A 13331-nucleotide genomic window follows, 5' to 3' on the forward strand; every position below is an offset into this window, starting at 1 on the left:
TCAAGGACGGTGCGATTATGATGGAACTATTTTTTAAACCGAAATCGGTGGCGGTTATCGGGGCCAGCGGAACACCCGGAAAACTCGGTTATGTGATAATCAAGAATATAGCCGACAGCGATTTTCAAGGAGAGGTCTATCCGGTGAACCCGAAGTCGGATGAAATCCTGGGATACAAGGTCTACAAATCGGTAAAAGAGATTCCCGGAGACGTTGATCTGGCGGTTACCGCTCTTCCCACTCCCAAACTGACCGTGGCAACGGTCAGGGATTGTGCGGAAAAAGGGGTCAAGGCGGTAATTATTGAGTCTGCGGGTTTTGCCGAAATGGGCGGGGAAGGTAAGAAATTTCAGCAGGAAATCGTTGAAATAGCAAAACAGAACAATATTCGGGTGATGGGTCCCAACTGCTCCGGTATCGTGTCCCGGGATATCGTGACCTCCATTTACCCGATGACCAGAAAAGTGCCCAGGGGCAATGTGGTGCTTATCGGCCAGTCGGGTCTTCTGGCGGCCGGTATGGCTTCTGATATCGTCGAAAACGAGAGCCTTGATATCAGCAAGGTCTGCTCAATCGGCAACAAATGCGACGTCAATGAAAACGACCTGCTGGAATACTTCGGCAAGGAACAGGACGTCGACGTCATTTCGATGTATCTGGAAACCGTTTCCGACGGGAAAAACCTGACCGCCATAGCAAAGAAGGTTGCGGCGGAAAAACCGGTGATCTTTCTCAGCGGCGGGCGGACAGAGGCTGGCGCAAGAGCAGCCATGAGCCATACCGGAAGCATCGCCAGCAATGCCAAGATCGTCGAGGCGGCGGCCAGGCAGACCGGTATGATCATGGCCGACGACTTCACCGAACTCAAAGATTTCGCCAAAGTGTTTTCCACCCAGCCGCTGCCAAAAGGAAACCGGGTCGCGGTGATCACCCTGGCTGGCTCGGTCGGGGTAAATGTCTCCGACCTGTGCGCCACTTATGGGCTGGAGCTGCCCAAACTGACCGCTGAGACCACGGAAAAGCTCAAGGATATGTTCGACACCCCGGTGTCCAACCCTGTCGATCTCTACTTTTCGGTAACGAAGATCGGTTTTACCAGGACCCTGGAGACCACATTCCCCGATGCGTTCAGAGACCCGAACATAGACGCGGCGGTTATTATCCTGGCAGGTTTTGAATATACCCAGGAAGCGGTGCAGAAAAAGATCATCCAGAAGATCGTCCAGGAGGTCGGCAAGCCGGTGGTGGTCTGTATGATCGTCGGCTACAACAAATACAAAAACGTGATAATGGACCAGCTTGGCAAGGATCTTCCGGTCTTCCCGTCGCTTATCTCAGGGGTCAAGGCCCTGAGTAAGCTGTGCGAATATGGCATCCGCCGCCAAAAACTTTCAGCCTGAGGGAAAAGGTATGGCTTACGAGAACATCATTTTCGAAAAAGAGGACAACATAGCCGTGGTCACCTTCAACCGTCCTGAGGCCATGAACGCTCTCAACAATCAGACACGGGCGGAATTTGGTGAGGCGGTAAGGGAGGTTGAGGCGGATGACGATATAAGAGTGCTGATTCTGACGGGTTCTGGAAAGGCGTTTGTCGCAGGCTCAGACATTAAGGAGTTTCACGCCACCACTCCCTATGCGGCCCATAATATCGTGCGCCTGGGATCGATTGTTGAAAAACTTGCCAAACCGGTTATCGCCGCGGTCAACGGATTCTGCCTTGGCGGCGGCTGTGAAATCGCCATGGGGTGCGACCTGATCATCGCGTCGGAAAAGGCGAAGTTCGGCCAGCCGGAAATCAATCTCGGCATCATACCTGGCGGCGGCGGTACCCAGCGGCTGCAGCGTCTTGTGGGGATGTGCCGGGCAAAAGAGCTTATCTTCACCGGCGACATCATCAGGGCCGAGGAGGCTGAGCGGATCGGTCTGGTCAACCGGGTGGTAGCTATGGACGAGTTGATGCCTACCGCCAGGGAGGTTGCGGCAAAGATCGCGGTCAAGAGTCCGGCGGCGCTCAAGCTCGCCAAGCAGGCGATCAACAAGGGGGCGCAGATGAGCCTGCAGGATGGACTTGATTATGAGTATGAGATGTATGCCCTGGCCCTTTCTCTTGAAGACAAGGCGGAGGGGGTGAATGCATTTCTGGAGAAAAGGGCGGCGAAGTTTGTCGGCCGTTAACAGCTGGTTACGATCAATCAGGATATAAAAGCTTAGGAATAGGACAATGGAAAACATGGCAAACAAAGTAGCGCGGATACCGGATTTAGTGGACTGGTCCACCGGCGAAGTCAGACTGATGAGCGCAAAATGCAACTCTTGCGGAACCTATTTTTTCCCCAGGGAACATTATCAGCATCGTCCCGGCTGTTCCAGGGAAGGGGTTGAGAATGTCCTGCTTCCCGTCAAAGGCAAACTGGCGAGTTATACTATCCAGTATTATCCCTGCCCTCCGCCGTTTAAGACGGAGAAAAAGATAACTCCGTACGGTATCGGCCTGGTTGAGTTCGAACAGGAGAAGATTCAGGTGGCGGGCATCATAACCGATACCGACCTGGATTCTCTTGAGATCGGCATGGAGATGGAGACCACCACCTTGACGATGTTCACCAATGACGAAAAACAGCAGGTGGTGACATGGGCGTTTGCCGCTGTCAAATAACCGATATTGCAGTGTATAATCTAAAGGGAAAATGACAATGAGAGATGTATATATAGTTGGAACCGGGATACACCCGTGGATGGGATTCTCCGAACAGGTATTCGCCGATTTCGCGGCCGTGGCAGTGGACGGAGCCTTGAAGGACGCCAACGTGGAATGGCACAAGATCCAGTCGATTATGGCCGGTATCTTTATCTATGGCGGCAACGCCGGCCACCTTTCCGGCCAGTATCTTGAGTCTATTTTCGGGGAGACCGGCATTCCGGTGGTAAATGTATACAACGCCTGCGCCACCGGGTCTGCCGCCATCAGGATGGCGTACAACAGTGTCGCAGCAGGGGAGACGGACACCGCGCTGGCTTTTGGTGCCGATGTGTCGCCCAAGGGTTTTCTCACCGCAAAATCGGATAATGCCGTCCAGGATCGTGATGTCATCAGGTGGAAGATGGGTGGTATGCCCAACCCGATCTACTGGGCACTTGAGTGCCGTAAGAGAATGGCGAAGTATGATACCACAGAAGAGGACCTGGCACTGGTCAAAGTCCTCATGAGCGAGTACGGGGCAAAGAACCCCCACGCCCGCTTTAAAAAAACTTACTCTGTTGAAGAGGTCTTGAATTCCGTATATGTTTGTGATCCACTGAGACTGTACGAGATCTGTCCGGTGAGTACAGGCGCAGCGGCGGTAATCGTGACTGCCGACAGGGAATTGATCGACAAGGCCGACCATCCGGTGAAGATTAATGCCACCACCATGGGCAGCGCCATGTACGGCGACCCCACCATTCGCATTTCCGCGCTGTCCTGTCCGTCGGTACCCGAGGCCCCGATGCTCAGTGAAAGCTACTCGGCATCCCGCCAGGCCTATGAAAAATCAGGCATCGGCCCCGAGGATATCGATGTGCTGGAACTTCCCGATAACAGTTCCTGGCACTATCTGGTGTACCTGGAAACCTGCGGATTCTGCAAGGAAGGTGAAGCCGACCGGATGTTGCGTGACGGGCTGACCAGAATCGGGGGAAAACTGCCGGTTAACCCGAGCGGGGGGTTCTCATCTCACGGTGAAGCGCTCTCCGCCCAGGCGCTCTGGCAGGTTATCGAGTGCGCCAATCAGTTGCGGGGAAGGTGCGGCGACCGGCAGGTGGAAGGCGCCAAGGTCGCCATGGCCCAGACCTATGGGCTGATGGGCAACAGCGGTACCACCATCATGTCGATTTAACTAAGAGCAGACAGCAGGAGGCCCCCGGAGCAGCAATGTCCCGGGAAATTCCGGGGGCTGTACTCTGTCTTCATTTTTTAAAACCACAGGTAAAGTGAAAATATTATGGCTGACAGCTGGGAAAAGCTCAATCAGAAGGCGATAGAACTGATGCAGCAGGGAGATCTCGGAGCAGCGCTCGACTCTGGCCGCAACGCCCTGGAAAAAGCCCGGGAATTGTACGGGGAAAAGCATCATACGGTCGCGGTGTCGCTCAATAATCTTGGCGAGCTGTACCAGATGAGCGGGGATTACGACCGGGCGGAACAGGCTCTGCTGCAGTCGGCCCAGGTGAGCAAGGCGGTGTCGGGCGAGGATTCCCTTGATCTTGCCGACAGCTTGTTCAACGTAGCCGAGATGTATATTTCCCAGCAGAGATTTTTTGAAGCAGAGTCGAAAATGCAGCGGGTTGTCGAAATCTATGAAAAGCGTTGTGCCGAAGTTCCGGAATTGCTTGCCTCAAGCTACAACACCCTTGCCACCGCCTGCCTGGGGCAGGGCAACCTGGAGATGGCCCGAAAGCAGCTGGAGAAAGCTCTCAAGTCGGTGGAAGGTATGGAAGGAACCGTTGATCCCGCCTACGGCTCGGTTTTGAAAAGTATTGCCATGATCGACAGGCACCAGGGGAAACTCGAGGACGCCGAAGCAAAACTGCGCCGTGTCCTCGGGATCTATGAACAGACTATCGGGGTCGAGCATCCTGAGTTTGCCGCGCTCTTGACACAGGTCTCGGAGGTCTACCTGGCCCAGGGCCTTATCGCCGCCGCCGAGCCGCTGCTCAAGCAGGCAATTGATATATACCGCGCGACCCTTGAACAGGACAGTCCGGAAACGGGCGCTGCAATCGACAGGCTGGCCACCGTTTACGGGGCCACCGGAAAAACGGAACAAGCCGAGTCCCTGTTGCTGGAAGCTGCCGCGATCTATTCGGCAACACTGGGCGATGACCATCCGGCGCTTGCGGAAACGCAGAACAGCCTTGCGGAAATATATATCAACACCAAGCGGCTTGACGAGGCTCTCGTTCTTCTTGAAAAATCCCTTGAAACAAGGGAAAAGAGTCTGGGGAAAAATCATCCTGCAATCGCCCAGTCGCTTAACAATCTTGCAATAATCCACGAAAAGAAGGGCGACCGCAGTCTTGCCCTGAAACAACACGCAAAGGCTTTGGATATCCGTAAAAAAGCTTTTGGCGAGGATCATCCGGCCATAACCCAGTCTCTTGAAAACATGGCCGCCATTTATCGCATGCAGAACAAGCTGGAAGACGCTGAGGCGATGCTGCAGCAGTCCCTGTCGATATGGAAAAAAGCCCAGGGGCCGGATCACCCGGCACTTGCCCAGGGGTACCATAATCTCGCCACCCTTTATATAGACGGCGGAAAATACGAAGAGGCGGAAAAGGCGCTTATCAGTTCAAGAAAAATTCTTGAAAAAGACTGGCAAACCAACTCCATGCACCTGGCCACGGTTTTTGAGACATTTTCCGGGCTCTACCAGAGACTCGGCAGGCTCGGTGAAAGCAACGAATTTGCCGCAAGGGCGCTGAAAATACGCAAACCCGAGCAGATGACTGGAAGTCGGGTGCACTGATGCACCGCTGGCCCATTATTGCTAACCAACCTGACCGGAGGCCGGGTGTTGACGATTGGGGGGTGTTTTTCCTCTTTTTCTGCCGAACTCGATATTGAGTTTTGCCATGCGGTTGCGGAGTGTGTTGGGGTGCAGTCCGAGCAGCGTTGCGGCCCCATCCCTGCCGCTTATTTTGCCGTCTGTCAGGCTGAGCGCCCGGTCGATATGAAGGCGCATGGCATCGTCAAGGGTTGTCACTTGAGCGTGTTGCTGCAGCAGCCCGCCGGCAACCACCGTTGACGGATTGAGCTGGCGCTGGAAACGAAGCGGACCTTGGCGGTGCTGGATCAGCGAACTTTCGATAACGTTCTCCAGTTCCCGGACATTGCCTGGCCAGGTGTGGCGGACCAGTCCTTCCAGCGCCTCAGGAGCAACCTGCGGTATCGGCTGGATGCCGAGCATCTCCGATTTTTTCCTTATGAAAAAGTGGGTTAACGGACCGATGTCCTGGGGCCGTTGCCTGAGCGGCGGGATGGTGATGGGGAACATGTTGATGCGGAACCATAAATCCTGGCGGAATTTTCCTTCGGCTACCATCTGCTGCAGGTCCCGGTGGGTTGCGGCGATAACCCTGATATCGAGTTTGATGGGAGGCGAGCCGCCGACCCGTTCGATTTCCTGGGTCTGGAGAACCCGGAGAAGTCGGACCTGCGCCCAGGGGGGCAGTTCGCCTATTTCGTCTAGAAAAATCGTCCCTCCGTGGGCTCGCTCGAACCTGCCCCGTTTCTTGCCGATGGCACCGGTGAAAGCCCCTTTCTCATGGCCGAAAAGCTCGCTGTCTATCAGGTCTTCGGGAATGGCCCCGCAGTTCACCTTGATAAAGGGTTCATTGCACCGGGGAGAGAGGCGGTGGATAGCGTTGGCGATCACCTCCTTGCCGGTGCCGGTTTCGCCAAGAAGCAATACCGTGTTTTTCAGGTGGGTGATCTGGCCGACCTTGCTCATCACCTCCTTTAATCCCATGTCACTGCCGACAACCTCGTTGCCCGACTGCTGGAGAAGTTCGCTGTTGAGGTAGCGGTTATCGGAGAGCAACTGTTCTTTCAACTCTATCAGCTGCTGGTGCTTGAGGGCGTTGGCCATGGCGATGGCGAAAGGCTCGCGCAGCTGCGACAGCCGGTCGGCATGTCGCCTGGTAAAACGGTTCCTGCCTTTGGCAAACAGATCTATGACACCGAGCCGCTGTTTTTCGATAAAAAGACGCAGGGCGATGAAGCTGTGGTTTTCAAGATTCAGTTCGGCTGTGATGATCCTGCCCATGGAGTCTTTTTCAGGTTCATTGATGACCAGATAATTCTGCAGCCGCTCTCCGCTTTCAATGGCGTGGATGAGGCTGTCGGGCAGCGGGATGGATTTTTCGATTTTTTTGCCGCCGTGATGATCAGCCATGGCCACGTAGCGGATAGAGCTGGTACTGGGTTCGTAGATGTTGAGATATATGGCGTCCGCCGGCAGCTGGTCGCGGATGAACTGAAACAATCGCCACAATGCGACGTCCACATCCAGGCTGCTGCATATCAGAAGCGTCGCTTTCTTGAAAAACAGGTTGGCATCCATGGTCTTTATCTCCCCGGAAATACCGTATTTGGTAAAATACAATTAAATACCATATTTGGTTAATAATGATACCGTATTTGGTTAAAGTTGTGAATGAATATTTAGATGCTATTGAAAATATACGGAAAAATAAATGGAACGGAAATTGCTTCAAAATTAAAAGGCAAGGGGAAAGGTTCCACTCATATATGGCATACTGCAGGGAGTTGCGATGCAAACTCTTCTTCGCACCGTGATGCGAACTCATACAGGTTTTTCAAGTCGCTGTCTGAAAACGGCACTGAAAACGCTGCCGGCCATGGCGCGCCTGAAAACATGGCGTGATCCGGAGGTCAAAAACAGGTTGCGGCAACGGGACATGACGGCGCTTATATCTGTCAGGGATATTGGCCTGAAGATACTTCTCTGTTGTAGGGGCGGCACCGTAACGGCCTCCGAGTCACAGGGGGAAAAAACGGAGATAGAGATCATCTTCAACGATGCGGCGACCGTGTGGCAGCTGGTTTTTGCCCGAAACGACCACCTGACGATTCTCAACGCGATGAAAAATTTTCGCGTGGAGGTACGGGGCGCAGATGAAAAGGTGATCTGGTTCATCCAGACACTCTCACACCTTGCCGGTTTGCAGAAAGAGGTGGAGTATGGCACGAAAATGGGCGGGGGCGTTGTCCGCTATGTGAACAACACCAACGGCGGGCCGGTGTTCGTCTATGTCCGAAACGGTAAAATAGTTCGTATCACCCCCATTGAATTCGATGACCGGGACGGCCGGTCCTGGACCATAACGGCCCGGGGCAGATCCTTTACTCCGCCGCGCAGGGGGACGGTCAACCCATATGTTTTTGGCCTCCGGTCACTGATCTATTCCAAGGACAGGCTGCTCTATCCGATGAAACGGGTCGATTTCGATCCCCGGGGCGATCGGAACCCACAGAACCGGGGAATATCATCCTATGAGCGGGTAAGCTGGGACGAGGCCCTCGATATTGTCGCAGCCGAGATCAAAAGGGTCAAGCGGGAGCATGGACCCGGCGCCATATTGAACAGCTGCGGTTCACACCACACCTGGGGCAACATCGGCTACTGGCTGAGCGCCAAGACCAGGTTTATGAATTCCATCGGTTCGAGCCAGGTGGTACACAACCCCGATAGTTGGGAGGGATGGTACTGGGGGGCGGTGCACCATTGGGGCAACTCCATCAGAAATGGCGCCTCCGATACTTACGGAACGGTGGAAGATTGTCTCAAAGAGGCGGAAATGATCGTTTTCTGGTCCAGTGATCCCGAGTCGACCAGCGGCGTATACGGGGCCTTTGAAGGCACGGTGCGTCGGCAATGGGCAAAATCGCTCGGGATCAGGATGGTGCATATCGACCCCTTCTACAACCACACCGCGGCGCTGCTGGGCGGCAAATGGATCGCGCCCCGTCCCGATACCGGAAACGCCATGGCCCTGGCCATTGCCTGGGTGTGGATAACGGAAGACCTCTACGACAAGGAGTATGTCGCCGAGAGGACGACGGGCTTCGCCAAGTGGCGGGATTATGTTCTGGGCGTAACCGATGGGACGGCGAAAACCCCTGAATGGCAGGAACCCGAGACGGGTGTTCCCGGCAGAGTGGTCAGGAGTCTGGCGAGGCAGTGGGGGAGCAGGAAAACATACCTCTCCCCAGGCGGGCTCGCCGGGTTCGGCGGTGCCTGCCGATGCGCCACCGGTATTGAGTGGGCTCGTTCAATGGTCTGTCTCATGGCGATGCAGGGACTCGGCAAGCCAGGGGTCAACCTGGGGTGTCTGCAGCAGGGCGCCCCGGTGGATACTCACTTCTATTTCCCCGGGTATGCGGAAGGCGGTCTTTCAGGCGATCTCGACAACACCGGTCTGCGGGTCAGCATGTATCAGCGCATGGTGCAGCTGCCGTCCATGAATCCGGTGTCTCAGCTGGTACCGAGGATGCGCATTCCCGAGGCAATCCTCGGGGAAGAAATTACCGGCTACCCGACGGACCCGAAATCGATCGAAGGGCAGTTCAGAAAATTCGGCTATCCGGCGCCTGGTCATTCACCCATTCGGTTGTATTACAAGTACGGCGGATCTCACTTCGGCACCATGGGGGATTCCAACCGCTATGTCAGGGCGTACCGCAGCGAGCGGCTGGAGTTTGTGGTGAACCAGTCGATATGGTTTGAAGGAGAGGCGAAATTCGCCGATATCCTGCTGCCGGCGTGTACCAATTTCGAGAGATGGGACATCGGTGAAACAGCAAACTCGGGAGGCTATTCCCACCATCAGTTTATTCAGTGGAACCACCGTATTGTCACCATGCAGCATAAGTGCATCGAACCTCTGGGCGAGTCCCGTTCCGACTATCAGATTTTTCTCGACCTGGCGAACCGCCTTGGTCTCGGCAACCTTTTTTCCGAGGCGATGACCGAGCTGGACTGGTGCCGGAGGTTGTTTGACGCAAGCGATCTGCCGACCAGGGTAAGCTGGAAGGATTTTGTCAAAAAGGGGTATTACGTGGTGCCGGCGCCCGCAGAGCAAAACCGTGCCCCGGTCTCCTGGCGCTGGTTTGCCGAAGGCAGGGAAAAGGATGTGCCGGAGCTGGCGCCGCTGCCGGCAGATTATGCGGAAAAATGGCGTAAAGGGCTGCAGACCCAGTCGGGAAAGCTGGAATTTGAGTCTTCGAGCTTAAAGAGGTTTGACCCCGACGATCCCGAACGTCCGCCGCTGCCTTCGTATATTCCTTCGTGGGAGGGGCACCATGTAAAAGAGCTCTATGAGAAATATCCGTTAAATCTCGTGTCTCCTCATCCCCGCTACAGCTTTCACACCATGTTTGACGGCAAGGACTCGATAATAAACGATGTCAGGGAACACCGGACGCTGATTGACGGCTATTACTACTGGATAGTGAGGATCAACAGCGTCGACGCACGGGAGAGGGGGATAGCGGACAACACTCTGGTACGGATGTATAACGACCGGGGGGCGGTGATCCTGGCCGCCCAGGTAACAGACAGGGTTCCTCCGAAAACGGTGATCAGCGCGGAGGGGTCCGCCGTGTACGATCCCGTCGGCGAGCCGGGCCATTCAGCGGACAGGGGAGGGTGCGTCAACCTGCTGACGTCGAGCAGGAATATCATTTCCCGTTCCCATTCCACCCCGTCCAACAGCTGTCTGGTACAGATCCAGCCCTGGAGTTCAGGAGATGTTTCATGAATAAATATGCCTTTATAATCGATGTCGGGAAGTGCGAGAACTGCAATAACTGCTTTCTCGCCTGCAAGGACGAGCATTGCGACAACGACTGGCCCGGTTACAGCCGTCCCCAGCCGCTGCACGGCCACCGCTGGATGAACATCCTGAAAAAGGAGCGGGGAGTGTTTCCGCTGATCGACGTGGCCTATCTTCCCAAGCCATGTTTTCACTGTGATGATGCGCCCTGCGTCTCTGCCGGCAGGGGGGGGCTCAGAAAGCGTGAGGACGGAATTGTCATTGTCGATTCCGCTAAGGCCTGTGGCAACAGGGATCTCGTATCAGCCTGTCCCCATGGGGCGTTGTGGTGGAACGAGGAGGAAAAGATGGTTCAGAAATGCACGTTCTGTGCTCATCTGCTCGACGATGGCTGGCAAGTACCCCGATGTGTACAGGCGTGTCCCACCGGCGCCCTGAGTATCTTCAGGGGCAGTGATGAAACCCTCCGGGAAAAAATTGTGGAGCAGGAGCTGCAGCCGCCGCCGGATTCGCAAAACAGAGGCGGCAGTCCCAGGTGTTTTTACCGGAACCTGCAGCGCTACACCAGCTGTTTTCTCGCCGGGTCAGTTGGTGTTGAGCAGGATGGGGTTGAAGAGTGCGGCGTCGGGGCGCGAGTCGTACTGAAAAAGGAAAACGAGGTGGTCGCGGAACAGCTCTGCGACGAGTTCGGTGACTTCCGGTTCGACGGGCTCGCGCCTGGCAGCGGTGAATACCTGCTCGAAATATCGTACAACGGCAAGGTGATGAAAAGCGGTCCGATAAGGTTGTCCGCCAGCCGGTCGGCAGGCACCTTCGTTTTTAGCTCGTGAAAAGGCGGGATTCAACACCTGCTATGATGAAAAAAAAACAACGACAACTCCGGGCTGCGGCACGTTCTCTCTCCATTTGTGGCCGGTTTGTTCTTTTTAACTCCGCCTTATTGCGAAATACCTGGCGTAAATCCTTCATCTCTGGTATATGACCTGTTTTTTGTGCGTGTCAGACCAGTAATTCCCGTGTGCAGTTGTGTCGTGAGCTGGACAGACACATTATGGCGGTTTCCCAGATTCGTGACGTTTATACGGTCCTCAGCCGGTTCGGATCGTTCCTCTCCGCCCCTTTTCCCCTTGTTGATGATGTCTTTTCATCCTCTCGGGATGAACCTTTACTTTACAGGATTTACTATGTCTGATGATTTTCTGACCGTTATACAGGATTTTACCGACCTCGGTCTGGCCCCCCCCTTGCTCAAAGCCCTGGAGAAGGAAGGCTATGAAGAGCCGACTCCCATCCAGGCAAAGATAATTCCGCATGTCCTTTCCGGGCAAGACGTTGTCGGCCAGGCCCAGACCGGAACTGGTAAGACGGCAGCTTTTGCCCTGCCTCTTCTGAATAATTTACGCCAAGGGAGTAAACGTGGCGCGCGTGTGATGGTGCTGGCCCCAACCCGGGAGCTGGCGCTCCAGATATCCGAGGCGGTAGAGCGTTATGGCGCGTATATCCCCAACCTCAATGTCCTTGCCCTCTATGGCGGCGAGGAATATGGCGGCCAGCTAAGTAAGCTTCGTCGCGGTGTCGATGTTGTGGTTGGGACCCCTGGCCGGGTGATGGATCATATCCGTCGCGGCAGCCTGGACCTCTCCGGCCTTGAGGCCCTTGTCCTTGACGAGGCGGATGAAATGCTGAGAATGGGTTTTATCGATGATGTGGAATGGATTGTTGCCCAGACGCCGCCTCATCGTCAGATCGCGCTTTTCTCGGCTACAATGCCGGTCTCGGTCAGAAGGATTGCCGCTACCTATCTCAATGACCCCGTTGAAATAACCATCGCCGATAAAACTGCCACTGCGGCGACAATCGAGCAGCGTTTTCTGATGGTCAATACCATGGGCGACAAGAAGGAAGCGTTAAAGAAAATTCTTGAAACCCAGGATTCAGACGGGGTGCTCATTTTTGTCCGTACGAAGATGCAGACAGTTGAGCTGGCGGAGTATCTGGGTGAGTTCGGCTATAAGGCAACCGCGCTTAACGGCGATATCCCGCAAAACCAGCGGATGCGCAACGTGGAGATGCTCAAGGCCGGAAAAATTGATATCCTGGTAGCTACCGACGTGGCGGCCCGCGGCCTTGACGTGGAGCGGATTTCCCATGTGATCAATTTTGACGTTCCTTTTGATACGGAATCCTATATCCACCGTATCGGCAGGACCGGTCGGGCAGGCAGGGTGGGAAAGGCGATCCTTTTCATCTCGCCGAGGCAGAAGTCGATGCTCAGGAGCATTGAGCGGGCCACCAGGCAGAAAATCGAGGCTATGAAACTTCCTTCTGTTGCAGAGATTAACCGCAGGCGGCTGGAGAGGTACAAGCAGCGGATTACCGAGACCCTTGCCTCGGATTGCACGGTTTTTAAAAATATCATCGGTGAATACTGCAAGGAAAACCAAACTCCGGCAGAACATGTAGCTGCGGCTCTTGCCAAGATGATGCAGGGAGCGACACCACTGTTTCTCGAGGATATCCCGGAGCGGCCGGTACCGAATCGCCCGGAACGCGGACGCAGAAAACCGGAGCGGAAGGAACATGGTCCAGCAAGGCCTACACGTCGTGCAACTACGGTTTCTGAAGAGGGTATGTGCCGCTACCGGCTGGAGGTCGGTGAAATGGATGGTGTCAAGCCGGGCAATATCGTCGGCGCCATTGCCAATGAGGCGGATATCGACAGCAAATATATCGGCCGGGTCGCTATCTTTAATGACTTCAGCACCGTTGATCTTCCCACGGGGATGCCCCGCGCCATACAAAAAGTTCTTTACAATGCCCGTATAAACGGCAAGTCCATGAGGCTTCGTATGGAGTCGGAGACGGGCGGGGTGGAGGACAGCCGGACCTTTCACGCGGCCCGGAAAGGCCAAAAAAAGTCCAGGGCGCAAAAGCCCGTCCACAGCACGAAACGTAAAAATCGCAACAGGGCCGTCGGTGCGGGACGCTGA

9 protein-coding genes are annotated in these 13331 nt (G+C 55.0%); 8 read left to right on the forward strand and 1 reads right to left on the reverse strand.

Annotated features, from left to right (window positions below):
• Window positions 1–17 precede the first annotated feature (17 nt).
• The 5 genes from BLQ17_RS00140 to BLQ17_RS00160 all read left to right on the forward strand — a co-directional run bounded on the left by BLQ17_RS00140 (window position 18) and on the right by BLQ17_RS00160 (window position 5510).
• The gene (locus BLQ17_RS00140) at window positions 18–1400 is read left to right on the forward strand and encodes an acetate--CoA ligase family protein (RefSeq protein ID WP_092218580.1); all 1383 of its coding nucleotides are present in this window, start codon (window positions 18–20) and stop codon (window positions 1398–1400) included.
• A gap of 10 nt (window positions 1401–1410) precedes the next feature.
• Window positions 1411–2178 (forward strand): enoyl-CoA hydratase/isomerase family protein, encoded by a 768-nt coding sequence (locus BLQ17_RS00145; protein WP_092218906.1) that lies wholly within the window; start codon window positions 1411–1413, stop codon window positions 2176–2178.
• A gap of 55 nt (window positions 2179–2233) precedes the next feature.
• Window positions 2234–2659 carry a Zn-ribbon domain-containing OB-fold protein gene (locus BLQ17_RS00150; protein ID WP_176761007.1) on the forward strand — a complete coding sequence of 142 codons (426 nt, stop codon included), beginning with the start codon at window positions 2234–2236 and terminating at the stop codon, window positions 2657–2659.
• 37 nt (window positions 2660–2696) lie between these two features.
• Window positions 2697–3878 carry a thiolase C-terminal domain-containing protein gene (locus BLQ17_RS00155; protein ID WP_176761008.1) on the forward strand — a complete coding sequence of 394 codons (1182 nt, stop codon included), beginning with the start codon at window positions 2697–2699 and terminating at the stop codon, window positions 3876–3878.
• Between the two features lie 105 nt (window positions 3879–3983).
• Window positions 3984–5510: a tetratricopeptide repeat protein gene (locus BLQ17_RS00160; protein WP_092218583.1), complete on the forward strand. Its 1527-nt coding sequence runs from the start codon at window positions 3984–3986 to the stop codon at window positions 5508–5510.
• Window positions 5511–5531: 21 nt separating this feature from the next.
• On the opposite strand, the gene BLQ17_RS00165 is transcribed toward BLQ17_RS00160, so the two are convergent.
• Complete coding sequence (locus tag BLQ17_RS00165; RefSeq protein WP_245694903.1) at window positions 5532–7148, reverse strand: sigma-54-dependent Fis family transcriptional regulator; 1617 nt, start codon at window positions 7146–7148, stop codon at window positions 5532–5534.
• Between the two features lie 169 nt (window positions 7149–7317).
• On the opposite strand from BLQ17_RS00165, the gene BLQ17_RS00170 reads away from it, so the two are divergent.
• From BLQ17_RS00170 to BLQ17_RS00180, 3 genes are all read left to right on the forward strand, one after another.
• Window positions 7318–10326 (forward strand): molybdopterin-dependent oxidoreductase, encoded by a 3009-nt coding sequence (locus tag BLQ17_RS00170; protein ID WP_218121683.1) that lies wholly within the window; start codon window positions 7318–7320, stop codon window positions 10324–10326.
• On the forward strand, window positions 10323–11171 hold the full coding sequence (locus BLQ17_RS00175) for a 4Fe-4S dicluster domain-containing protein (RefSeq protein WP_092218584.1): 849 nt from the start codon (window positions 10323–10325) through the stop codon (window positions 11169–11171). Before BLQ17_RS00170 ends, BLQ17_RS00175 begins: the two co-directional genes overlap by 4 nt.
• A 354-nt stretch (window positions 11172–11525) precedes the next feature.
• Window positions 11526–13331, forward strand: a complete 1806-nt coding sequence (locus tag BLQ17_RS00180) for a DEAD/DEAH box helicase (RefSeq protein WP_092218585.1) — start codon at window positions 11526–11528, stop codon at window positions 13329–13331.

The sequence above is a fragment of the Desulforhopalus singaporensis genome (assembly GCF_900104445.1).
Lineage (GTDB): Bacteria > Desulfobacterota > Desulfobulbia > Desulfobulbales > Desulfocapsaceae > Desulforhopalus_A > Desulforhopalus_A singaporensis.

What these genes read in the sequence shown, in the direction of transcription:
- BLQ17_RS00140 (WP_092218580.1), top strand. Translation starts at nt 18, where the DNA reads ATGATGGAACTATTTTTTAAACCGAAATCGGTGGCGGTTATCGGGGCC.
- BLQ17_RS00145 (WP_092218906.1), top strand. Translation starts at nt 1,411, where the DNA reads ATGGCTTACGAGAACATCATTTTCGAAAAAGAGGACAACATAGCCGTG.
- BLQ17_RS00150 (WP_176761007.1), top strand. Translation starts at nt 2,234, where the DNA reads ATGGCAAACAAAGTAGCGCGGATACCGGATTTAGTGGACTGGTCCACC.
- BLQ17_RS00155 (WP_176761008.1), top strand. Translation starts at nt 2,697, where the DNA reads ATGAGAGATGTATATATAGTTGGAACCGGGATACACCCGTGGATGGGA.
- BLQ17_RS00160 (WP_092218583.1), top strand. Translation starts at nt 3,984, where the DNA reads ATGGCTGACAGCTGGGAAAAGCTCAATCAGAAGGCGATAGAACTGATG.
- BLQ17_RS00170 (WP_218121683.1), top strand. Translation starts at nt 7,318, where the DNA reads ATGCAAACTCTTCTTCGCACCGTGATGCGAACTCATACAGGTTTTTCA.
- BLQ17_RS00175 (WP_092218584.1), top strand. Translation starts at nt 10,323, where the DNA reads ATGAATAAATATGCCTTTATAATCGATGTCGGGAAGTGCGAGAACTGC.
- BLQ17_RS00180 (WP_092218585.1), top strand. Translation starts at nt 11,526, where the DNA reads ATGTCTGATGATTTTCTGACCGTTATACAGGATTTTACCGACCTCGGT.